The 23536-nt window shown below is 70.9% G+C and carries 16 protein-coding genes and 1 tRNA gene; 6 read left to right on the forward strand and 11 right to left on the reverse strand.

Annotated elements, in window-relative coordinates:
* Positions 1–30 precede the first annotated feature (30 nt).
* The gene (locus ACAV_RS19100) at positions 31–4446 is read left to right on the forward strand and encodes a translocation/assembly module TamB domain-containing protein (protein ID WP_013596223.1); all 4416 of its coding nucleotides are present in this window, start codon (positions 31–33) and stop codon (positions 4444–4446) included.
* A gap of 52 nt (positions 4447–4498) precedes the next feature.
* On the opposite strand, the gene ACAV_RS19105 is transcribed toward ACAV_RS19100, so the two are convergent.
* Positions 4499–5041, reverse strand: a complete 543-nt coding sequence (locus ACAV_RS19105; protein ID WP_013596224.1) for a GAF domain-containing protein — start codon at positions 5039–5041, stop codon at positions 4499–4501.
* 65 nt (positions 5042–5106) lie between these two features.
* The gene (locus ACAV_RS19110; RefSeq protein WP_013596225.1) at positions 5107–5397 is read right to left on the reverse strand and encodes a hypothetical protein; all 291 of its coding nucleotides are present in this window, start codon (positions 5395–5397) and stop codon (positions 5107–5109) included.
* A gap of 114 nt (positions 5398–5511) precedes the next feature.
* Between ACAV_RS19110 and ACAV_RS19115 the strand changes: the two genes are divergently transcribed.
* A tRNA-Arg gene (locus tag ACAV_RS19115) sits at positions 5512–5586 on the forward strand.
* Positions 5587–5601: 15 nt separating this feature from the next.
* On the opposite strand, the gene ACAV_RS19120 is transcribed toward ACAV_RS19115, so the two are convergent.
* Both ACAV_RS19120 and ACAV_RS19125 read right to left on the reverse strand, forming a co-directional pair.
* Positions 5602–5853, reverse strand: coding sequence for a hypothetical protein (locus ACAV_RS19120; protein ID WP_225981681.1), 252 nt, complete (start codon positions 5851–5853; stop codon positions 5602–5604).
* An 80-nt stretch (positions 5854–5933) separates the two neighbouring features.
* Positions 5934–6200, reverse strand: coding sequence for a hypothetical protein (locus tag ACAV_RS19125; RefSeq protein ID WP_013596227.1), 267 nt, complete (start codon positions 6198–6200; stop codon positions 5934–5936).
* Between the two features lie 267 nt (positions 6201–6467).
* Here ACAV_RS19125 and ACAV_RS19130 point away from each other — a divergent pair, with 267 nt between their 5' ends.
* Together ACAV_RS19130 and ACAV_RS19135 are read left to right on the forward strand one after the other, a co-directional pair.
* A complete protein-coding gene (locus ACAV_RS19130) occupies positions 6468–7502 on the forward strand; it encodes an alpha/beta hydrolase (protein WP_013596228.1) in 1035 nt (344 codons plus the stop codon).
* Positions 7503–7629: 127 nt separating this feature from the next.
* Positions 7630–8907, forward strand: coding sequence for a putative Na+/H+ antiporter (locus tag ACAV_RS19135; RefSeq protein WP_013596229.1), 1278 nt, complete (start codon positions 7630–7632; stop codon positions 8905–8907).
* Positions 8908–8932: 25 nt separating this feature from the next.
* Here ACAV_RS19135 and ACAV_RS19140 read toward each other — a convergent pair whose 3' ends face one another.
* From ACAV_RS19140 to ACAV_RS24750, 6 genes are all read right to left on the reverse strand, one after another.
* Complete coding sequence (locus ACAV_RS19140) at positions 8933–10225, reverse strand: aspartate carbamoyltransferase (protein WP_013596230.1); 1293 nt, start codon at positions 10223–10225, stop codon at positions 8933–8935.
* An 80-nt stretch (positions 10226–10305) separates the two neighbouring features.
* On the reverse strand, positions 10306–11742 hold the full coding sequence (locus tag ACAV_RS19145) for a phospholipase D-like domain-containing protein (protein ID WP_013596231.1): 1437 nt from the start codon (positions 11740–11742) through the stop codon (positions 10306–10308).
* Positions 11739–13160, reverse strand: a complete 1422-nt coding sequence (locus ACAV_RS19150) for an ATP-binding protein (RefSeq protein WP_041828822.1) — start codon at positions 13158–13160, stop codon at positions 11739–11741. The genes ACAV_RS19145 and ACAV_RS19150 overlap by 4 nt, the downstream gene beginning before the upstream one ends.
* A 95-nt stretch (positions 13161–13255) precedes the next feature.
* Positions 13256–13915, reverse strand: coding sequence for a response regulator transcription factor (locus ACAV_RS19155; RefSeq protein WP_013596233.1), 660 nt, complete (start codon positions 13913–13915; stop codon positions 13256–13258).
* A 196-nt stretch (positions 13916–14111) separates the two neighbouring features.
* Positions 14112–15665 (reverse strand): DegQ family serine endoprotease, encoded by a 1554-nt coding sequence (locus ACAV_RS19160; protein WP_013596234.1) that lies wholly within the window; start codon positions 15663–15665, stop codon positions 14112–14114.
* Positions 15666–15806: 141 nt separating this feature from the next.
* On the reverse strand, positions 15807–16262 hold the full coding sequence (locus ACAV_RS24750) for a hypothetical protein (protein ID WP_157768794.1): 456 nt from the start codon (positions 16260–16262) through the stop codon (positions 15807–15809).
* A 60-nt stretch (positions 16263–16322) separates the two neighbouring features.
* Between ACAV_RS24750 and ACAV_RS19165 the strand changes: the two genes are divergently transcribed.
* Both ACAV_RS19165 and ACAV_RS19170 read left to right on the forward strand, forming a co-directional pair.
* The gene (locus tag ACAV_RS19165; protein WP_013592780.1) at positions 16323–17135 is read left to right on the forward strand and encodes an IS5 family transposase; all 813 of its coding nucleotides are present in this window, start codon (positions 16323–16325) and stop codon (positions 17133–17135) included.
* 504 nt (positions 17136–17639) lie between these two features.
* Positions 17640–18725 carry an IS5 family transposase gene (locus ACAV_RS19170; RefSeq protein WP_049791218.1) on the forward strand — a complete coding sequence of 362 codons (1086 nt, stop codon included), beginning with the start codon at positions 17640–17642 and terminating at the stop codon, positions 18723–18725.
* On the opposite strand, the gene ACAV_RS19175 is transcribed toward ACAV_RS19170, so the two are convergent.
* Positions 18620–23401 carry a DUF6531 domain-containing protein gene (locus ACAV_RS19175; protein WP_244875488.1) on the reverse strand — a complete coding sequence of 1594 codons (4782 nt, stop codon included), beginning with the start codon at positions 23399–23401 and terminating at the stop codon, positions 18620–18622. The genes ACAV_RS19170 and ACAV_RS19175 overlap by 106 nt on opposite strands.
* Between the last annotated feature and the right edge of the window lie 135 nt (positions 23402–23536).

Consider the following 23536-nt stretch of genomic DNA (forward strand, 5'->3'; position numbering starts at 1 on the left):
CCGGCTCCGGCCGCTTCTATCCGCGATCCGATGGCCACCCACCAGACCCCGAACCCCTACGCCGCCGCCGCGGCCCCGCCACCCCGCCCGCGCCGGCGGCGCGCCCTGCGCATCACGCTCTGGTCCTTCGCCAGCCTCGTCGCGCTGCTGCTCGTGCTGCTCGCCGCGGCCTGGTGGTGGACGGGCACCGGCAACTCCCTGGCCACCGCGCTCGCCCAGGCCGCCCGCTACCTGCCCGCCGGCCAGACCCTGGAAACGCGCGACGTCTCCGGCTCCGTGCGCGCGGGCGGGCAGATCGGCTGGCTGCGCTGGAGCAGCCCCACCCTCGTGGTGGAAGTGCAGGACGCGCGCATCGGCTGGAGCCTGCCGCCGCTGCTGCAGCGCGAACTCGCCCTGGGCGAAGTACATGCGGCGCGCATCGTCGCCACGCCGCGCACGCCCGCGGAGCCCGAGCCCGACAAGCCGGTGCAGCCCCTGGAGCAGCTGGTGCTGCCGCTGCGCATCGACATTCCCCTGCGCGTGGACGAAATCACCTGGGCCGCCGCCACCCCCGTCACCGTGCGCAACCTCGCGGGCCGCTACCGCTTCGACGGCGACCAGCACAGCGCCACGCTCGACAACCTGGAGCTGGCCCAGGGCCGCTACAGCGGCAGTGCCACGCTGCAGGCGCAGGCCCCGATGGCCCTGCAACTCACGGCCGACGGCGTGGTCCGCACGCCGGCCCCCGGCGGCGGCGCAGACATCGAAGCCACCGCCCGCGCCGAAGTGCGCGGCACCCTCGCCACCGCCGCTGCGCGCCTGGACGTCTCCGGGCGCCTGCAGGCCGTCGCCGCGCAGGCCGCAGCGCCCCAGCGCCCCGCCGCGTCCGCGCCGCGCCGCGCCGGCTCCGCGCCACGACCGCCTGCCGCCGCGGCATCGACCCCGGCGTCCGCATCCCTCCCTGCCGGCACAGCGCTTTCCAGCGCGGAGCCCATGCAGGCCCAGGTCCAGGCCCGCATCGCCCCCTGGGCCCCGCAGCCCCTGCTGCAGGCGCAGGCCCAGCTCCAGGCCCTGGACACGGCAGCGCTCTGGCCCCAGGCCCCCGCCACGCGGCTGAGCGGCCGCATCGAAGCCGCCCCCGCGCCGGCCACTGCGGCAGGCACCGGGGCTCCGCCGGCCGCGCCGCAGGCAGCACCTGCCCAGGCACCGGCATCGGCCGCATCCCCATCCGCACCCGCCCCGTCCGCCGGCACGCCGCCCGCCACCGGGTGGGGCCTGTCCGCCCAGCTGGAAAACGCCCTGCCCGGCCCCTGGGACAAAGGCCGGCTGCCGGTCGAATCCATCGACGCGCGCGCCGACTTCGATGGCACGCGCTGGACCGTGCCCCAGGCCACCGCCCGCGTGGGCAGCGGCACGATCGCACTGGAGGGCGCCTTCACGCCCGCCACGCACGCCCTGCAGGGCGACCTGGAACTGCGCGGCGTGCGCCCCGACGCCGTGCTCAGCACCCTGGACGCCGCGCCGCTCTCCGGCCGGGCGCGCGCGCGCAGCGATGGCGCCCCCGCCACCGACACCGATGCCGCGCCCGCCCCGCTGGTGCGCTTCTCGGCCGACATCCGCTCCGCGGGAACCAGCCGCGCACCGCGCAAGGGCGGCACGGCCACCGCGCAGGCCGCCCCGCCGCTGCGCATCGACAGGCTCGCCACCGAAGGCACCTGGCAGGGCACCCTGCTCACCCTCGCGCAGCTGCAACTGGACGCGCTGCAGGTACAGGCCAGCGCGCGCCAGCTGCGCATCGACACCGCGGCCCGCTCCGCCCAGGGCCAGATGCAGGCCACGCTGCCCGGCGCCACCGCGCAGGTGGACGGCCGCATCGCCCCGCGCGCCGGCGCGGGCACGCTCGACCTGCGCGTGGCAGACGCGCAGCGCGTGCAGCGCTGGATCGAATCCGTTCCCGGCCTGGGCAGCGCCCTCGGCGGCGCGGCGCTGCAGGGCGAGGCGCGCCTCGATGCCCGCTGGAATGGCGGATGGGAGTCCCTGCTGGGCCAGTTGCAGGCTGCAGGACTCGTGACCCGGCCCCGGGCCGGCGCCGCCACCGCCACCGGCCCCTTCGAACTGCAGGCCCGCCTCGCCGCCCCGCGCTGGGAAGTCGCCCTGCCGCCGCAGCCCGGCACCGGCTCGGGCCCCGCCACCATCCGACTCACGGCCGTGCGGGCCGACGTGGCCGGCTCCGTGCCGAAAGCCACCCTCTCGCTGGACGGAGAGGCGCGGCTCGACGAGCGCCGGCTGGACCTGCGCCTGCGCGGCTCCGGCGGCGCTGCCGGCCCGGACCAGTGGCGCGCGCAGATCGATGAACTGCGCCTGCAGGCCCGCGACGGACAGCGCCCGGGCCCCTGGACGGTGCAGTTCGCGCAGCCGCTCACCGTATCGGCACGCACCGCGCCCACGCTGCAGGTGGAGACCTCCGGCGGGCAGGCGCGCGTGTCCGCGCCCGCCCCGGGCGATGTCACCCTGCGCTGGGAGCCCGTGCGCTTCGCGCGCACCGCATCGGGCAGCCTGCAACTGCGCACGCGCGGCCAGCTCCAGGGCCTGCCCATGGCCTGGGCCGAAGCGCTGGCGCAGGGCAGCGACGCCCTGGACCGCCTGGGCGTGCAGGGCAACCTGGTCTTCGATGGCGACTGGGACGTGGACGCGGGCGACACCCTGCGCGCGTCCGCCAGCCTGCGCCGCACCTCCGGCGACCTGCGCCTGCTGACCGGCAACGCGCCCGCGGCCACCGTCGTGCGCAGCAGCGGCCCGAGCGCAGGCACCGGCACGGGATCGGCCGCCGGCATGGTCCGCGGAACGGCCGCTGCCGCGAACGCCTCCGCGACCGACACGCCCCGCGGCGCCGGCACGCCCGCGGGCGTGCGCGCCGCCGAACTGCGCCTGCAGGCGGAAGGCGACACGGTGCGCGCGCGCCTGCAATGGGACAGCGAGCGCGCCGGCCAGGTCCAGGCCGAGGCCTCCACGCGCCTGGCGCGCGTGGGCGAAGGATGGGAATGGCCCGCCGATGCCCCCCTCTCCGCCACCGCGCGCGCGCGGCTGCCCGACGTGGGCGTGTGGTCCACCCTCGCCCCGCCGGGCTGGCGCGTGCAGGGCACGCTCGACGCCGACGTGGCGCTGTCCGGCACCCGCACCGCGCCGCGCTGGAGCGGCACGCTCGCCGCCGACCAGCTGGCCGTGCGCTCGCTGCTCGACGGCGTGGACCTGCAGAACGGCCGCCTGCGCGCCGCGCTGCGCGGCGACCGGCTCGAGATCACCGAATTCCGCGTGAACGGCGGCCCCGGCAGCAGCGCACGCATCGCGGGCTTCAGCGGCAACCGCACCGCCGCACCGAAGGACGGCGGAACCCTCTCGGGCACCGGCACCGTGTCCTGGGCCGGCATGGGCCAGGAGGCCGCGGCGGGCGGCTCGGGCATCGCCATGGACTTCACCGCGGATGCGCGCGCCCTGCAGGTGCTGGTGCGCGCAGACCGCCAGGTGAGCGTCTCGGGCCAGGTGCGTGCGCAGCTGCGCCAGGGCCAGCTGTCGCTGCGCGGCAAGCTCACTGCCGACCGGGCCACCATCATCCTGCCGGAGGCCGGCGCACCCAGCCTGGGCAGCGACGTGGTCGTGCGCTCCGCCGCCACCGACCGCGCCCGCGCCGAGGCCGCCCAGCGCGAAGGCGCCCAGGCCGGCCGCGTGGAGGCTGCGCGCCCGCCCGACATCGCCCTCACCTTCGACCTCGGCGACGACTTCGCGCTGCAGGGCCACGGCGTCACCACGCGCCTGGCCGGCGAACTGGAGATCCGCGGTGCCACCACGGCCGGCGGCCCGCCGCGCATCACCGGCGAGGTCCGCACCGTCGAGGGCCGCTACCGTGCCTGGGGCCAGGCGCTCAACATCGAGACCGGCCTCGCGCGCTTCAACGGCCCCTACGACAACCCCGCGCTGGACGTGCTGGCCATCCGGCCCAACATCAGCGTGCGCGCGGGCGTGCAGGTTTCGGGCACCGCCAAGGCGCCGCGCGTGGCGCTCTACTCCGACCCCGACCTGCCCGACGCCGAAAAACTCTCCTGGGTGGTCCTGGGCCGCAGCACCGCCGCCGGCGGGGCCGAGGCCGCGCTGCTGCAGCAGGCCGCGCTGGCCCTGCTGGGCGGCGGGGGCGGCAACGCCGGTGCGGGCAATTTCGCGAGCCGCCTGGGGCTGGACGAGATCGGATTCCGAGGCCCCAACTCCGGCGCCAGCAGCGAAGACGCCTCCGGCGCCGCGCTCACCTTCGGCAAGCGGCTGTCCAAGGACCTGTACGTCACCTACGAGCGCAGCCTCTCGGGTGCCCTGGGCACGCTCTACATCTTCTACGACCTCACGCAGCGGCTCACGCTGCGCGGCCAGACGGGCGTACAGAGCGCGGTGGACCTGATCTACACGCTGCGGTACGACTGACGCGGCGCGCGGGCCGCGCGCTGCCGCCCGGCCCGTGCGGAACCGCTGGTCTTCAGGAGACGGAAGGGAAAGGGAGAGGCGACGTGGACGGGGCCCGCGCGCCCGGCTCCGCATCCGGCACCGGCCCGCCGTGCAGGCGGCGCACGAAGGGATAGAGCATGTGGCCCGCCGCCTTGAGCAGCTCGTACTGCGCGGGCGTGAGTTCACGCTCCTCGTAGTCGAAATGGCACAGAGTGCCCCAGAGCCCGCCCGCGTTGTCGCCGATCGGCACGCCGTGGTAGGCGACGACCACGCCGCGGAAAGGGCTGTGGACCAGCTTGTCCTCGTGCAGCGAGTTCGCGGTCAGCAACTCGCCATCCCGCAGCACGAACTGGCAGAAGCTGTCGGCCAGCTCCACGACCGCCAGGGCCTCCGGGCGCGCCTGGCCGAGCTTGTCGTACACGTGGACATTGAAAAGGCGGGGGCCATCGACCCGGAAGATGCCGGTGTAGCGGTGCGCGACATTGGCATTGAGCGCCTCCATGCCGGCGTCCAGCCCCCGCCCGCGCAGGATCGCCAGCAGTTGCGGGGACGTCAGGTCGAGGAGTGGAGGCATCTGGAAACCATTGTAGAGCCGGGCCCGGTGGAATGACGACGATCCCCCCGGGCGTTCGTGGGCGATCAGCCCCGGCCGCCGGGCGCCAGTTGAATGGTGCCCAGCCCCGCCGGTGCATCGCCCGGCCTGCGCGGCGCGAGCCAGTACACCCACGCGCCCTGCAGCCAGGCCAGCGCATAGAGCGCCGAGGCCGCGAACACGCCCCAGTGCCCCGACCGCCACCCGGCCCAGAACCAGAAAGGCTGCCCCAGCAGCCCGACCACGCACGCCCAGCGCCGCCAGCGCGCCGAGCGCGCCTGCGACAGCCACGCGGCGAAAGCACCGAAAAACGCCATGGCAATCTGTTCGAAAGGCATGTCCGGAGCATACTGTATATTCAAACAGCCTCCAAGGCGGGTTTCGCGCGCACCGTACCGCGTTCGTGTGGCCGCCCGGGGGCCCCTCCGGCCGGCCTTACAATCCGCCGTCCTCTCCTCATAGTTCAATGGATAGAACGAGTGCCTCCTAAGCGCTAGATGCAGGTTCGATTCCTGCTGAGGGGACCAGCCTCCGGCGCCGGCTCAGTCTCCGCCGCCCCCATCCCCGCACCCTCCTGCGTCGCCGCTTTCGCCGCTACCACAGCCGTCTGCGCCGCCACCGTCCGCACTGCCGCCGTCCGGCACATCGCCGGCCCCCGACCGCCAGGCCAGCAGCGGAACCACCGCCAGCCACAGCAGCCAGCCGTTGCCCTCCTCATAGGCGAGAAACGCGCAGCAGAGTGCGAAGAGCACGGCCGCTCCACCGGACAGCAGGGAAAAGCGCGAAAACCGCATGGCGGGCATTCTTGTGCCTGCGGCCCCAAAGACAAGGCCCGCTCGGGGCGGGCCTTGCAGGTGGTCGGGAGGAAGCAGCGTCAGTCGGTGGACTTCTTCAGCGATTCCTTCGCCTTTTCCTTGGAGTGGTGCGCGCGATTCTTGTGGTAATCGGCCTTCACGTTGTTGACGGCCTTGCCCACGGGGCCGCTGTGCTTGGCGTCGTTCTCGGCACGCTTCTGGTCGATCTTGTGTTCCGTGGCGTCGGCCGCTTCGGAAGCGGCCTTGCCCACCTGGGCATGGGCGGCATGGCCTGCCAGCAGGGCGGCGGCAGCGGCGAGGGCGGCGAGGGTCTTGTTCAGGGTCATGGTGCGTTCTCCTGGTGGTGTTGTGGCACGTAGTCCGCAGCATCGCGGACGCCTCAGCCCGGCCGTGTCAGCGGGCAGCCCGACCCGCTGGCGGCGCCTGCCGCGCCTGCGCTGCGCCACGGAACGGGTCCGCAGCACCCACGCCGGAGCGGGCGCCCGTCCCACAGCCGGGCATGGCGCCGCTGCCTACAGTAGTCACTGTCGGGCTGCCACCAGCGCTGCCCCCACCTCCCCCCTTTCTCTTCCCCCTCACGCGCAGGAGCCTCCATGAGCGACGACGAACACGGCCAGCCCAACCCCATCCTCAATGCCCTTTCCAACGCCGTCGCCGCCGTGCGCGCGGACGAAGACCAGTTGGCACTGGCCCGCGCGCACGAAGCGCTGGGCCCCAAGGCCATCGAAAAGCTCGACGTGGCGGAAGCCCGCCGCCAGCCCACGGTGGCGGACGCCGTGAACCACTTGCTGCGCGAGCAGGGACGCTCGACCGATCCCGAGCGGCTGGTGCCCGGCGTGCGGGCCACGGAAACCACCGTGGACGGCGCCACGGGACCGCTGCGCGCGACGGTCTATACGCCCGAGACCGCGCCGGGCCCGCTGCCGGTGGTGCTGTACTTCCACGGCGGTGGCTGGGTGATCGCCAGCAAGGAGGTCTATGACGGCGGCGCGCGCGGCCTGGCCCGCGAATCGCATGCCATCGTGGTGTCGGTGGATTACCGCCAGGCCCCGGAAAACCGCTTCCCCGCGGCCTGGGACGACGCCTTCGCCGCCTACCGCTGGGTCACCGAGAACGCCGGCGTCCTCGGCGGCGATCCCGACCGCATCGCGCTGGCCGGCGAGAGCGCCGGCGGCAACCTGGCCGTGGCCACCGCCATCGCGGTGCGCGACGCGGGCCTGCGCGCGCCGCGCCATGTGCTGAGCGTCTATCCCGTGGCGCAGACCAGCCTGAACACCGAGTCCTACCTGGAAAACGCCATCGCCAAGCCGCTGAACCGCGCGATGGTGAAATGGTTCGTGGACCATCTGGTGCGCTCCGAGGAAGACCTGGCCGACCCGCGCCTGTCCCTCGTCGATGCCCGCCTGGAGGGCCTGCCGCCGGTCACCATCATCAACGCCCGCATCGACCCGCTGCGCAGCGACGGCGCCAGGCTCGAGAAAGCGCTGCAGGACGCCGGCGTGCCGGTGGAGCGGCGCGACTACGAGGGCGTGGCCCACGAGTTCTTCGGCGCCGCCGCCGTGCTCGAAAAAGCCCGCCAGGCCCAGGCCTACGCGGGCGAGCGGCTGCGCGCGGCCCTGCGCGCCTGACGCGCTACACTGGCGCTCCAATGGGTGCCCTTCCCGGTGCCGCGCCCCGCAGCGCCGGTGAAGATGGCAGGTCGTCGCGCAGGTCGGGCCGCCGCGCGGAAACAACCACGACCTCCCGCACCCTTCCATGGACACCCATCCCCTCGCCCAGGCCGTTTCCGCCGCGGTCTTCGCCGTCGCGCTGCTCCACACCTTCGCCGCCAGCCAGTTCGAACGGCTCTCGCGGCGCTTCCCGCGCCATGCCGGGCTCTTCCACCTGCTCGGCGAGGTGGAGGTGGTCTTCGGCTTCTGGGCCATCGTGCTCATCGCGCTGCTGGCCCTGCTGCAGGGCGGCATCGAGGCCCTGGCCTATGCGGAATCCCGCAACTACACCGAGCCGCTGTTCGTCTTCGTGGTGATGGTGGTGGCGGCCTCCCGCCCCATCCTGGACGCGGTGACCCGCACGGTGGCAGCCCTCGCGCGCGGCCTGCCCGTGGCCCGGCCGGTGGCCATGGCCTGGCTGGGCCTGTCGGTGGTGCCGCTGCTGGGCTCCCTCATCACCGAGCCGGCGGCGATGACGCTGGCGGCCCTGCTGCTCGCGCCCGTGGCCTTCCACGCCGGCATTCCCGAACGCGCCAAATACCTCGCGCTGGGCGTGCTGCTGGTCAACGTCTCCATCGGCGGCACGCTCACCGCCTACGCGGCGCCGCCGGTGCTGATGGTGGCCTCGACCTGGCATTGGGACAGCGCCTTCATGTTCACGCACTTCGGCTGGAAGGCCGCGCTGGCCGTGGCGGCCAACGCCACGCTCGCGGCATGGACGCTGCGCCCGCACCTGCTGCGCCACGATGGCAGGGCGGCCGGCCCCGAGGACGCGCCGCACGCGCCACCCGCCGTCCCCGCGCTGGTATCCGCGGTGCACATCGCGCTGCTCGCAGGCGTCGTGCTGTTCGCGCACCATCCCGTCGCCTTCCTGGGCATGTTCCTGCTGTTCCTGGGCTTCACGCAGGCCTATGCGCGCTACCAGAACCCGCTGATCCTCAAGGAGGCGCTGCTCGTCGGCTTCTTCCTCGCGGGCCTGGTGGTGCTGGGCGGCCTGCAGCGCTGGTGGCTGCAGCCCATCGTCTCCAACCTGGAGCCGCTGGCGCTCTTCTTCGGTGCCCTGGGCCTCACGGCAGTGACCGACAACGCGGCGCTCACTTACCTGGGCTCGCTCATCACGGGCATCTCTGCGCAGAGCCAGTACATGCTGGTGGCTGGCGCGGTGGCCGGCGGAGGCCTCACGGTGATCGCGAATGCGCCCAATCCCGCCGGGGTGGCCCTGCTCAAGCCGGGGTTCGCGGACGGCACCGTCGGCGCCGGGGGACTGCTGCTGGGCGCGCTGGTGCCCACGGCGGTGGCCGCGGCGGCCTTCCTGGCGCTGTAGCGGGACGGGCAGCGCCCGGCGGACGTCACTCCAGGCCGTCGAAGGTCGCGTCGTCCGGCCCCACGTAGCGTGGCGATGTCCAGGTGGCGTCGCGCAGGGAACCGGCGACCTGCGTCTCCACGCCCATCAGCACGGCGAACAGGGCCATGCGCACCGCGATGCCGTTGTCGGTCTGGCGGAAGATGGCCAGGCGCGGATCGTGGTTCAGGTCGGTGCTCAGGTCGTTCGCGCCCGGCCGGCCGTCGCGCGGCAGCGGATGCATCAGGATGGTGTCCGGCCTGCACACCGCATCCACGAGGCCCTTGCGCACCTGGAATTCGGGCGTGTAGCCCTCCATGGCCTCGCCCTCGAAACGCTCCTTCTGCACCCGGGTGGCATAGACCACGTCGGCACCGCGCAGCCCGGCCTCCAGCGAATCCACGGTTTCCACCGCATGGCCGCGCTGCGCCGCCAGCTCGACGAGGTGGTGCGGCATTTCCAGCGACGGCGGCGCCACCAGCGTGAAGCGCAGCCCGCGGTACAGCGAGAGCAGGCGGATGAGCGAATGCACGGTGCGCCCGTACTTCAGGTCGCCCACGATCGCGATGTGGGCGCCGTCCAGCAACCGCCCCTGGCGCGAGAACTCGCGCTGGATGGTGTACACGTCCAGGACGGCCTGGCTCGGGTGCTCCCCGGGGCCGTCGCCCGCGTTGATGACGGGAATGTTGGTGGCGCGCGCGAACTCGGCCACCGACCCCTGTTCGGGATGGCGCACCACCAGCGCGTCCACGTAGCCGCTCATCACGCGGCTCGTGTCGTAGATGGATTCGCCCTTGGCCATGGACGAGAAGGTGAAGCCGGTGGTGTCGCACACGCTGCCGCCCAGCCGGCAGAACGCCGCGCCGAAGCTCACCCGGGTGCGCGTGCTGGCCTCGAAGAACAGGCTGCCGAGCACCGCGCCCTCGAGCACCCGCGACACCTTCTGCCGGCGCGCGATGGGCTGCATCACGTCGGCGACGTGGAACAGGTCTTCCAGGCTGCCCCGGTCGAACTGCGACACCGACAGCAGGTGGCGCTGCCCCTCCACGGCGATGCGGTCGGCGAGCGGCCGGTGGTCCGGCTGGCCCGGCAGCTCGGCCGCCAGCGCCTCGTGCCGGAGGATCTCGGTGACGAATTTCCCGACCATGTCCGGCATGGCGCGGGATTCCGACGAATCCTCCGGCAGCAGCCAGGTATCGAGCGCGCGGCGCCGCACGCCCAGGCGCTCGGCAAACGCATTGCGCGTCAGGTTGAGGCGGCGCATCGCGTCGCGCAGGAATTCCTGTTGTTGCTGGGGCATATATACGCAATGCGTTTCAATGGCTGAGCATTTGAAGCGCAATGCGTACACAAGTCAAGTCAGGATCGCCGGCGGCGGCGTCAGAGCTGGAACCCGACCGCCCTTACCACGCCTTCCGCAATGTCCCGCGGCCACGACGGCGCGCGGGCGTGCAGGCGCCGGGCCAGGGCGAACTGGTCCTCGCACCAGCCGGCCAGCCACCGCACCTCATCCGGCCCGTAGAAGGCCGTCATCGCCTCGTAGTTGAGGAACAGGCTGCGCGCATCGAGGTTGAGCGAGCCCGACAGCGCGAGATCGCCGTCGATCACCACCGCCTTGGCATGCACCATGCCCGGCGCGAGCCAGACCTCCGCGCCGGCCTGGGCCAGCTCGCGCAGGGCGCGGGCGCGGGCCCAGTCGGCCAGCCGGTGGTTGGAGCGCCCGGGCACCAGCAGGCGCACCTGCACGCCGCGCCGGCAGGCCAGGCACCAGGCATCGAGCAGCGCATCGTCCGGCACGAAATACGGCGTCACCGCCACGATGCGCTCCTGCGCGTGGTAGGCGCCGGCCACCAGCAGCGCATGCACCGTGTCGTCCGCATGGTCGGGGCCGCTGGGCACCCACTGCGCGGGCACGCCCTGCGGCGGACCGGGGGGCAGCGGCCGCGGCAGTACCGCGCGGGCCATGCGCCCGCTCGCCGCCTGCCAGTCCGCCGCGAACTGGGCGGCGGCCTGCAGCGCGATCGGTCCGTCGATCTCGTAGCTCAGGTCGATCCAGGCCGGCAGTTGCGGCCGGTCCAGGAAGTACTCGCAGGCCAGGTTGCGGCCACCGCTCCAGAGCCGCTCGCCATCGGCCACCACCATCTTGCGGTGGTTGCGCAAGTTGGTGTGGCCGCGCATCGGGTTGTGCAGCAGCGGCATGAAGCGGCGCACCTGCACCCCGCCCTGCTTCAGCGTGCGCGACAGCTCCGCCGGCATGCCCAGGCTGCCCACCGCGTCCAGCAGCAGCCGCACCGCCACACCCCGGCCCGCGGCCTCCTGCAGCGCCGCGGCCACGCGCCGGCCCACCTCGTCGTCGCCGAAGACGAAGGTGCAGACATCCAGGCTGTGTTGCGCCGAGGCCACCGTGGCCAGCAGCGCCTCCAGCGCCTGCGGGCCCTGCCCATGGAAGACGATGCGCGCATTGCGCACCGGCGGCGCCAGCTCCAGCCCCGCCAGCAGCTGCGTGGCCCAGGCGGGCCCGGGTGGAGGCAACGGTGCCGGCGCAGCTTCCGGTGGCGGGCCGGCGACCAGCGATGCCGGTCCGGCCGCCAGCATGGGGGCGGCGCGCCGCTGCGGACGCACGAACTTGCGCGATCCGAACATCAGGAACAGCGGTACCGCCGCATACGGGAAGGCCACGATCGCCAGCACCCAGCCCATGGCCGCTGAAGGATGGCGGCGCTGGCGGCCGATGCGCGTGGCCATCACGTAGATCAGCAGGCCCACGGCCACGAAAACCGCATGCCCCAGGCCCGAGAGCAGCGCGAAGCGCGTCAAGCGCCGCCCCCCGGGCTCCCCGTGCCACCCCCTGGCAGCGCCGGAACGCCGGCCGCCGCCGCGAAGCGCACCGCCACGCGCAGCCCGCCCAGGCGCGGCGATGCATCCAGCGCCACCGCGGTGCCGTGCAGCCGTGCGATCGACTCCACGATCGCCAGGCCCAGCCCGCTGCCGCCCACGGGCGCGCTGCCGGCCGCCGCCGGCGCGCGGTAGAAGCGCCCCAGCACGCGCTCGCGGTCATCCTCGGCGATGCCGGGGCCGCTGTCTTCCACCACCAGCTCCACGCCGGCAGGCCCCGGGCCTGCGGCTACTTCGCGCACGTGCACGTCCACCACGCCGCCGGCGGGCGTGTACTTCACGGCGTTGTCAACGAGGTTGCGCAGCAGGATGCGCAGCGCATCCGCATACCCCAGCACCGCCACCGCGTCGCCGGTCGCCAGGCCCAGGTCGATGTCCTTGTTCTGCGCGGCGGGCGTGGCATCGGCCACGGCCTGCCGGGCGAGTCCGGCCAGGGGCACGGGCTCGGGCGGTGCGCCGGCAGCGGCGCTGGCCTCCTGCCGCGCCAGCGCCAGCAGTTGCTCCACGAGGCGCGTGGCACGGTCGATGCCGGCCGCGAGCCGCCCCGCCGCCACCGCGCGCGCCTCCTCGCTGCCCGCACGCTGCAGGCCCTGCAGCTGCAGCTTGAGCGCCGCCAGCGGCGAGCGCAGCTCGTGCGCCGCGTCCGCCACGAAATGCTGCTGCGCCTCGAAGGCGCGGCGCACGCGCTCGAACAGCAGGTTCAGCTCGTCCACCATCGGCCGCACCTCGTCCGGCAGCGCGCCCGCATGCACGGGCGACAGGTCGTCGGCCTGCCGCTTCGCCAGTTGCCGCCGCACCCGTTCCACCGGCGCGAGCGAGCCGCTCACCGCCCACCACACGGCCAGCGCCAGCAGCGGCGCCAGCAGCGCGATCGGCCCCGCCGTGCGCCAGGCCAGGTCGCGTGCCATCGCGCGGCGCGCGGCCATGTCCTGCGCCACCTGGATCACCTGCGAGCGCGTCTGCACGGAGAACACGCGGTAGATGGTGCCGTGCGCGCGCACGTTCGAGAAACCCAGCACCGCGCGCTGCGGCAGCGCCGCGCCCACGGACGACTCGAACACACGCAGCCCGTCGGACGACCAGATCTGCACCACGAACTCGGTGCTCTCCTCCTCCTGCTCCAGGGGTTCCGGCGTGCCCTCCGCCATGGCCGGCACGCCGGGGCGCAGCGCCATCGCCGTCTGCTGCATGTGGTAGTCGAAAATCTGGTCCGCCTCGGCCAGCGCCGAACGGTAGGCGAGCGCGAACTGCAGCAGCGCCGCGCAGACGATCGCCACGAACAGGAAGCACAGCAGCCGCGCCCGCAGCGAATGCGGGGCGCGCGCAGAGAGGGCATCCATCCAGCGGTCCCGGCGGCGCATGCGGCCGGCCGGCGCGGAGGCACCGGCCGGCGCCTCGCCATGCCTATCGCCCGGGCCACCGTCCGCCACCCCGCTCATACCTTCGGCACCATGTAGCCCACGCCCCGCACGTTCAGCACCAGGTCCGCACCGAGCTTCTTGCGCAGCCCGTGGATATAGACCTCGACCGCATTGCTGCTGATCTCGTCCTTCCAGCTGTAGAGTTTTTCCTCGAGCTGCGCGCGCGAGAGCACGCGCCCCGGGCGGGCGATGAGCGGCTCCAGCACCGCCCATTCGCGCCCGGACAGCACCACGGGCTCTCCGTTCACCGTCACCTCGCGCGTGGCCGGATCGATGGCCACGCCCTTGTGCTCGTAGACCGGCTCGGCCCGCCCTGCCGCACGCCGTGCCAGTGCCCGGATGCGCGCCAGCAGTTCGTCCAGTTCATAGGGCTTGAGCACGTAGTCGTCGGCACCGGCGTCCAGGCCCTGCACGCGCTGGGCCACCGCGTCGCGCGCCGTGGCCACCAGCACCGGCGTGCGGTCCTTGCGCGCGCGCAGATCGCGCAGCACCTCCAGGCCGTCGCGGCGCGGCAGGCCCAGGTCCAGCAGCACCACGTCGTAGGTCTGCGTGCGCAGCGCCGTATCGGCCATCTCGCCATCGCGCACCCAGTCCACCGCGTGCTGCTCCGCACGCAGCAGGTCGTACACGGCTTCGCCGATCATCGTGTCGTCTTCCACCAGCAGAAGGCGCATGGCAGGTGTCCTCGGAAGGTAGGTTCGTTCTCGCGCCGGCCGGGAGCAGGCCACGGCCCGGCGCCATCCGCCAAGGATAGCGGCAGGCCCTGCCGCGCCGCGTAGGAACCGGCCGGGCCGCAGGGACATGGGCCCGCCCAATGCGGGCCGAGGCCCCGGGCTCCGCCGGCAATGACCGGCGCCCGCCCGGGAAGGGTCAGCCCAGGGGCACCGGCACGAAGATCTTGTTGCCGTCCCGCTCGATCAGCAGCGCCACCGACTTGCCCGCCTTCGCCATCGCGGCGCGCACCTGCTCGATGCTCTGCGCCGGCGTGCCGTTGATCGACAGCAGCACGTCGCCCGGGGCCACCCCCGCCACGGCGGCCGGACCGCGCGCCTCCTCCACCAGCAGGCCGCCGCTCACACCGGCCTCGCGGCGCTCCTGCGGCTGCAGCGGCCGCAGCGACAGGCCCAGCTGGCCCTTGCCCACCGCCTTGTCGGCGCTCGCCACCTTGGCCGGCTTGTCGTTCGCGTCGCCCAGCGTCGCCGTCAGTTCTTCCTGCTTGCCGTGGCGCCACACGTCCATGCGCGCCGTGGTGCCGGGCGAGGATTGGCCCACGAAGGCCGGCAGATCGCCCGAGGCCACGATAGGCTGGCCGTTGATGCGCAGGATCACGTCGCCCGACTTCAGGCCGGCCTTGTCCGCGGGGCCGCCGGGCTCCACGCCCGCCACCAGCGCGCCTTCGGGCTTGTCGAGCTGGAACGAATCGGCGAACGCCTGGTTCACTTCCTGCACCGACACGCCCAGCCGCGCGTGGCTGGCCTTGCCCGTGGCCAGGATCTGCTCCTTCACCCGCTCCGCCACCTCGATCGGGATCGCGAACGACACGCCCTGGTAGCCGCCCGAGCGGCTGTAGATCTGCGAATTGATCCCCACCACCTCTCCGCGCGAATTGAACAGCGGCCCGCCGGAATTGCCGGGGTTCACCGCCACGTCGGTCTGGATGAAGGGCACGAAGCTGTCGTCCGGCAGCGCACGGCCCTTGGCGCTCACCACGCCCGCCGTCACGCTGTTCTCGAAGCCGAACGGCGAGCCGATGGCCAGCACCCACTCGCCCACGGAGAGCTTTTTCGTGTCGCCCAGGTGCACCACGGGCAGGTCCTTGGCGTCGATCTTCAGCACGGCGATGTCCGTCTTGGGATCGGAGCCCAGCACCTTGGCGCGGAACTCGCGCCGGTCGGTCAGCTTCACCGTCACCGTATTGGCGTCCTTCACCACGTGGGCATTCGTCAGGATGACGCCATCCGGGCTCACGATGAAGCCCGAGCCCTCGCCGCGCATCGGCACCTCGCGCTGCGGCATCCGCCCGCCGCCCGCACCGGGCATGCCCGGCATGCCGAAGCGGCGGAAGAATTCGAAGAACGGATCGTCCGGATCCATGCCCTGCCCGCCGCGGGGCTGCTGGTGCTGGGCGGACGGCGTCTCGTCGTCGCCGTCATCGTCCCCGCCGTTGTAAGACGTCTTGGTCGTGCCCGTCACGCTGATGTTCACCACCGCCGGACCGTTGAGCGCGGTGATCTGCGCGAAATCCGGGGCGGACACGCCGGAATACGCCGCCGGCGCCGCGGCCACCGGCCCCGTGGCCGCGGGAGGCACCGCCGCATGGCTGGAATGCAGGTTGGTGACGAGCCCCGCGCCCGTCGCCCCCATGGCCCCGGCGACCACCAAGGCGAGGGTCAGGCGGCGGGGGGTGGAGAGGATCGTGTTCATGGCAAACCTTTCAGGTGGGTTGTGGCATGAACGGGAGTGTGCGGAGCGAGGCTTAGAGCGGGCTTAGAGGAAGGTTAGGGGAGGCTTAGGGTGGTGTGTGGAGTCCAGGGGCAAGCCCGCAGCCCCCTCGACGCGTGCCGATCATCGATGACTGCTTGGTGCCTGGGAAGGGTTTGCGGCCCTCAACAGGCTCTGCGTTTGCATCGCAAGCGTATAAACCGACTTTAGGTCCCCGCCAAAGAATACAATTTTTTCCTTCTCCAAATATATAAAACTGTACTGCGCACCGCTTTTTTTCGCTATGTACTGAATGAAATAACCATAATCAGTCTTCAGCACCGAGCGATTAAAAATAGCTTCTTGATAATTTTTTTCGATTGTTTTTTCAAATTCATCACCCTCATTAAAGCCAATTACATACTCATTTTCAAAATCATCCGTGCAGACGAATCTATTCTTGACATCGGTTATTTCACAGCCAGCAGGCAACTTGACTTCCCGCCCAAGGATCGATATTTCTTCCTGATGAATGGCCAAGTCCTCAGCCCACGACCAACAGGAGAACACGACAAGACCAACAAGCAATAAAATTCTCATGGTTTAGAGCGTGTTATGAACTTTGCTCCCTGAGCGCGGAGCCGAGGGTAGAGTTTGCAGATGCCCCGCAAGCCCTACCCGACGGACGTGAGCGATGAAGAATGGAGCTTCGCTGCGCCGTACCTGACCCTGATGGACCCGCATGCGCCTCAGCGTGGACACGACCTGCGCGAAGTCTTCAACGCCCTGCGCTGGCTGGTGCGCGCGGGAGCACCTTGGCGGATGCTGCCCAACGATCTGCCACCCTGGGAGGCGGTCTACCAGCAGAGCCGCCGGTGGCTGGATGCGGGTTGCTTCGAGGCGATGGTCTCGGATTTGCGCTCCATCATCCGCGTGGCACAGGGGCGCCAGGGCCAGCCCAGCGCCATGGTGATGGACGGGCGCACACTGCAATCGAGCTGCGAGAGCGGGCCGCGCGCGGGCTACGACGGCTACAAACGCAAGCGCGGCAGCAAAGTGCATATGGCCGTGGACACGCTGGGTCATCTGCTGGCGGTGCATGTCACGCCGGCAGACGAACAGGAGCGTGCGCAGGTGCAGCGCCTGTGCGAAGACGTACAGCAGGCTACGGGCCACACGGTACAACTGGCTTGGGCCGACCAGGGCTACACGGGTGAAGCGGCATCCAAGGCGGCGCAGGACAGCGGAATTGACCTGCAGATCGTGAAGCTGCCCGAGGCGAAGAAGGGCTTTGTGCTGCTGCCGCGCCGCTGGGTGGTGGAGAGAAGCTTCGGCTGGCTGGCAAGGTTTCGCAGGCTCTCCCGGGACTACGAGCGGCTACCCGAAGTGCTCGGCGGGATGCATTTCCTGGTGTTTGCGGTGCTCATGTTGCCCGCCGCCGCGCGGGTGCTGGCTGCGGCGGGAAGTTCATAACACGCTCTAGGTATTTTTCCTCCTGGAATCCCGTTCCCCAAGGTACCGGGAGTCCCCTTGTAAACTTCGACCGAACCCTGTCCTATCTCCTTTAACCCACGGATTCTCTCTTTCCTTGCTGAATCCAGCATGTCCTCCAACTCCTCACCGCTTTTATTGCAAGTCGGTCCGATCACCAGACAATCTAAGACATCCTGTTGTTTTTTATTGGCATTCTCCATTTTTTTCGAGCCGCTCGCAATTTTATCGCCACCTTTTTTAACCCCCAGAATTTTATTTACCGCCCCTCCTCGTCCATCTTGATTTGCCACTTCAGGAGTAGAAATTTCAGTGAGCCCGTAGGGGTCGATGTGTGTAGTTGGAGAATTCACATAAGAAAAATAATTCAATCCCCCTTCCAACCCAATCGGATCCTGCGTCACATACTGTCCCAGCATGGGAACCTCTCAAAACCCGGCCACTCCCTTGTTCACCGACAAGACCTGAGCCGTCCTCCTTGCCATGATCTCTCCTCGCAGCGCCTTGAAGTTCGATCTGTTTGCCGAGGCGTCGCGCCAGCATAAGAGAGATGAAGTGGGCGATCCGTTGCAGGTGATCGCGCGGCACATCGACTTCGCCGAGCTGGCGCGGCTGGTGGATGCACTCATCGAGCGCGGCGATGGCCGCAAGGGTGGTCGGCCGGCCTATCCCATCGAGGTGATGGTGCGCATCCTGGTCTTGAAGCGCCTGTACAACCTGTCGGACGAGCAGATGGAATACCAGTTGCTGGACCGGGCGAGCTATCAGCGCTTTTGTCTGCTGCAAGACGCGATGAACGTGCCGGACCGCAACACGATCTGGCGCTTCGGCGAGCGGCTGGGCGTTGACGGGGCGACGGCGTTGTTCCAGGGTGTGGATGCGCAACTGCACCGCCATGGCTACATCGCCCGTGGCGGACAGGCCATCGATGCCACGCTGGTGCCCGCGCCCCGCCAGCGCCTGGACAGGCAGGAGCGCGAGGCCCTGGCCGAAGGCAGAACGCCCGATTGGAGCGAGGCCGAGCGCCGGCAAAAGGATGTGGACGCCACGCACACGAAGAAGCACGGCAAGGGCTACTTCGGCTACAAGCTCAGCGTGAGCGTGGACCTCAAGCACGGCTTCATCCGCAGGATCGCCACGGGCACGGCCAGCGAGCATGACGGACACCACTTCGACGAGGTGCTGGACCTGCACAACACCGGGCGTGCAGTGCATACGGACAAGGCCTACGCGAGCCGGCAGCGCCAGCAGCTACTCAAGGTGCTGGGCTTGGTGGACGCGATGCAACGCAGGGCTCGGCCGGGCAAGCCACTGAGCGAGTGCCAGCAAAGGCGCAACCAGCGCATCGCAAAGAAGCGTGCCAAGGTGGAGCATGTGTTTGCCGGTCTCCGTCACCTGGGCGGCAAGTTCGTTCGCACGATCGGGCAGACCCGCGCCACGGTGGCGATGACGATGATGGCTGCCTGCTACAACCTCAAGCGCCTGGCGTCGTTCCTGCATCGGCAAGTGGATGCGTTCTTCAAGCCATCGGCTGCCAAGGCACGGGTGCGCCTGCAACCGTCAAAAGCGTGAGCCTTGCGGGGGGCAAAGGCCCCTGTACATGGGCTGCGTCCCACCCACCGAGCAGGTGTCCGAGCGCATTCGGGGCGCTGGAATCTGACGACACGCCGGAAAAACTGGCTGGTGGCGGTTGTGAGAGGCTCCCGCATGGGGTCGTAGTACCGGAACCGGTTGTAGTGCAGCCCCGTCTCGGCATCGAATTGCTGGCCCTGAAAACGGATGTCCTGGCCGATACCGTACGGATCGTATGCCTCACGCAGGGCACCCCAGGCGTGGTACGTGGCAGCCCAGGTGACCAGACCCGCCCGCGGGCCGTTGGCGTCCACCAGCGCGATGGGCGTGCCCAGGTGATCACACAGGACATGGCGGATGCGCGTCGCGTGGGCCTGGGCGGCTGCCTGCCGTTGCTGGTGCACGGATCGGAGGCCCGCGGAGAGCAGTACGCCGGTTTCTTCGGGCAAGCCTGCCTGCAGGCGGGCCCGCAGTGCATCGCCGTGCGGCCCCAGGGCGTCGTTCAGAGTCTGCTCCAGCCATTCGCGCTGTGCACGCGGCAATCCCGCGAACAGGGCCGCCGCGTGGGATTCACCGCCATGGTCTTCCAGCGCGAACATGGCCTGCACGGGTGTGGGGATGGCCTGGTCCCGCTCCAGCCGCAGCAGCGGCACGAAGGCGTCCGGCTCGTACAGCGTGTGCAGCAACCCCTGCGGGCCTTCGGTATGCACGAGGCGGTCACCGTCCCAACCCGCATAGGTGGTCAGGCCTTCCTGGCCCGCCGGGCCGAGCACGGTCTTGCCCAGGCGGCGTCCGAACGCGTCGTACCGATAGCGGGCCATCCGTCGCCACGCCCCACCGGGGCTGTCGCGCTGCCAGACTTCGCGCAACTGGTGCAGCGCGTCGTAGCGCAGGCGCTGGATGCGCCCATCGGCCAAGAGCGTCTGGATGCGGTTGCCGAAGGCGTCGTAGCGATAGCGAATCAAGGCGCCCTGGCCGTCGCGGCCGGGTCCGTCGGTATCGGCATCCACCGTGCTCCATCCGATGCGGTTGCCCTTCCAGTGCGTGACCGGGCCCTGGGCCTCACCCGGCCTGCCACCCGGGCGAAGCAGGTCGAAATCCGGGTCTTGCAGGTGGTCGCGCACCTCGCGCGCCCACGCCTGCCGATCGGCGTGCGGTACCTCCACGCTGGCCTCCGCAGGCGCGGGCAGGCGATTGCCTGCGGGGTCGAGCGCCCAGTGCTGCCGGACTGCCGGCGCTCCCTGGCCGACGCGGTGCAGCCCGCTCAGGCGCTGCCATGCGTCGTACCCGTAGCGCGTGGCCTCGCCCGGGGTCTGCACGCCCACCAGTTGGCCCAGCGGGTCGTACCAGTAGCGACGCTGGGCAAGTGTGGCGAGCGGCCCCAGGGCTGGAGCGATTCGGCCCGCGGCGGACGAGGGGCCGGTACCGGAGTCGTTGCCGTCACCGGTCGTTGGCATGGGTGCCGCATGGCGCAGGCCGCGCCAGTCCTGGTGCAGCATCCGGCCCATCGGGTCGAGTTGCCGCGCATGCACGATGGCAGGCAGGTCTGCGTTGTCCTGGCCTTCGAGCAGGTGCAGCGTGCGCCCCACCTCGCGGTGCAGCGCGTCGCGCTCCCAGTCCACCAGCGGCTGGCCATCCAGCAGAAGGCCATGCACATGGCCGGATCCGTAGGCCAGCCACTGCAGCGTGCCCAGCCCTTGCATTTGCGTGGCCGTGCGCTGGCCAAGAGGTCCCAGGGTGTGGGTGATCGCGTGCTCGAACTCCACGGGCGGCTCGCCGGCACCCAGGTTGGCCTGGAGGTATGGCGCCTGCGGCTTACGGTACAGCGTCTGCGTCTCTCCGCACACACGCCCGAAAGCATCGAGCGCCATCGCCACGCGCGTTTCTGGCTGCAGCCGCTGCGCCTGGAGCGCTGCGGCCAGCGGTGCATGCACCGGGTCGCCCGGGCGATCCAATAGCCCGAGCAACACCTGCGTGTCCAGTGCCAGCCAGCGCTCGGCGAGGGGGATGGGTCGGCCTGTGGCAGCGCCTGGACGCGAGGAGTCAGAAGACAGGGCCGTCGGCACAGCCATGCGCTCGATCCCGTGGGGCAGTTCTGCTTCCCAGGTCCGCGCCTGCAGCAGGGCTCCGGCCGCGGTGTGCTCGAAGCGCTGGATCTGCAGCACGGCATGCGGTTCAGCCACTGGATTCACGGGTGCATCGCCTGCGGCATCGAGCCCAACGCCGACAACAGCACGGGCCAATGCGCCCGCTGCCGGCAGCCGCACGGCCACGCGCGCCACCAGACGGCCTCCCAGGTCGTAGTGCAACCGCGTGCGCACCACTGCGCCCAGTTCCGGCCGCGCCGCCGCTCCCGGGTGGTGGCCTTCGCCATGGCCGTCGCCCGTGTGCGTGAGCTGGCCTGCTGCGTCGTAGCCATACACTTGGCTGCGCCCGTCGAAGCCCACTTCCTGCACCAGCCGGTCGGCCGCGTCGTGCACGAAGCGGGTCACGTCGCCGTTCTCGTTGACGAGCTCCTGCAGCCGCCCGGCCACGTCGTAGCGCAGCTGCACGCCCCGGCCCGCCTGCACCTGCTCCACCACCCGGCCCCAGAGGTCGTGCCGGTAGGCGACCGTCGTGCTGGTGCCTGCGGGCTCGCCCGTGCCCTCCAGCACGTCGTGCGTGCCGTAGGTGGTCGCTTCCAGCGTGCCGGCGGCCGACCAGCGGTGGCGCACCGCCGTGTTGCCCGGCTGCTGCACGCCCACCAGCCGCAGGGCGCCATGTTCCAGCACGTGGTGCAACTGGGTGCGCTGGCCCAGCGCATCCGTGGTCTCCAGCACCTCGCCCCAGGGGCCGTGGCGCCAGGACTGGCTGCGGCCGGAGCAGTCCGTGTGCCGCGCGAGCTGGCCGCAGGCGTTGTAGGCGTAGAGGCTGCGCCCGCCCTGGGCGTCGATCATCGCCACGGGCTGGTCGCACCAGGCGAGTGCGTGCGGTGGGAAGGCTATGGTGCCGGTGCCGTCATCTTGTGGTTGCTCGTATTCGAAGCGGGTAGTGAGGGCCTGGGTATCGGTCGCTCCGTTCCCGCCCCCGGATGTTGCCATCGCCACCTCCACCAGCCGGCCCCAGGTGTCGTAGCGGAAGTCCGTGCGCAGCCCTGCCGCATCCTGGCTGGCCAGCAGCAACCCGTCCTGCGCGCTGCCCGCCGCGCCCCAGTGCTGTTGCGTGCTGCGCCCGTCCGGGCCTTGCACGCCCAGCAGCCGGCCTGCGCCGTCGTAGTGCCACCATGTCGTGCGGCCCAGCGCATCGGTGGCAGAGAGCCGCCGGCCGGCGCTGTCGTAGCTGTAGCTGTGTTCGGCCCCGTCCGGGGCCACGAGACGCACCAGGCGCTTGAGGCCGCCTTCGCCCTCGAAATGGTAGGCCGTCGTGCGGCCCAGGCTGTCGCGCACCACCGCGCTGCTGCACGCCGGGCCCGCTGGACCTTCGCCGACACTGGGAGGCACTTCGCTGTACTCGAAGAAGTACGACAGTCCCTCTTGGTTGTGCTGCTCGGCCACGCGGGCACCCGGGCGCGGGACCACCCCCTGGCGACGGCCCTGCGCGGTCTGGTCTTCATAGACGTACCGGTGCTTCGGACCCTGGCGCACCTGGTGCTCCGTCATGCGGTGCAGTGCGTCATAGCCGAAGCGGCGCAGCACGGTGCCGTCCGCGCCCAGTACCTCGGCCAGATTGCCTGCGCTGTCGTAGCGGTAGCCCACCAGGGGTTGAGGGCGCGAGGCCGTGCCCGGAACGATGCTCGGGTCGAGCGGGTTGAGAGTGCAGTCCACGCCCACGAGGCGCACACCGTCGTCGGGGCCCAGCAGCAGATGGCGTGCATGTCTCGCCTCATCCGGCTTGCCGGGCTTGCGGGCTGCAGTGGCATCCCGTGCGATGCGCTCATAGCGCAGCACGTAGCGGCGACCGATGCCATCGATGATGCCTACGATGCGACCCCGCTGCAGCCCCTCTTCGCCCCACTGGTAACGCTGGCTGCGGCCGAAGCGGTCGATCACCGCATGCAGGACATGGTCGCCCGCTACGCCCGCCGGCAGGAACACCCAGGCTGGCGCGCCCGCACCGCCTGCGCCGGATGCGGCGATCACGCAGCCCGGGTCCGCACGCAGCACCGTCGGCACGTGCGACCAGCGGGGTTGCTGTGCCCATGGCAGCAGTTCGGCCGGGGTGGAGGATGGGGCCGTGGAGCCAGCCATGCCCCCACCCCGCAACAGCCACAGGTCCTCGCTGCTGCTGTACAGCGCCTGCCCCGGCTGCAGCGCCTCATCGAACGTGATCGCCCGCCCGGATGCGTCGAAGAGCACCGCGCGCTCATCCTGAAGCCGCAACCGCAGTTCCAGCGGCAGCTTCCACCCATACCCCAGCAGCCCGCATGCCGCACCATGCTCCACGTTCACGTAACTGCTGTACACCCGCTGCCATGCCAGCGGCAGTGGCCCGGGCAACGCGAAGTCCAGTTCATCGGCTCCCGTCAGCACCTTCGCGCCCAGCGCCGGGTTCACCGGATTGCCTACCGCCATGCACCCGGGGCACACCGAGCACGCAACGCCCCCCGCCGAGCCGATCAGCACCGTCGCCGAGCCCTGGACGATCGGGCCGCCTTTTTTTGTCAGATCGCCCTGCCGGGCCGCGGGTTTGCCGCTCATGTCCTGCTTCCCTCGCCTGTCTTTCTCCCTGCCGCGCAACCCAGTAACTTGCTTGGCAGTTACGTTGAAACGGCCGGAATCATAGGCGGCAAAACATCGGCATCCGGCGCTCCCTTCATTCGCCGATTTGTTGGC

The sequence above is a fragment of the Paracidovorax avenae ATCC 19860 genome (assembly GCF_000176855.2).
In the GTDB taxonomy this organism is placed as follows: domain Bacteria; phylum Pseudomonadota; class Gammaproteobacteria; order Burkholderiales; family Burkholderiaceae_C; genus Paracidovorax; species Paracidovorax avenae.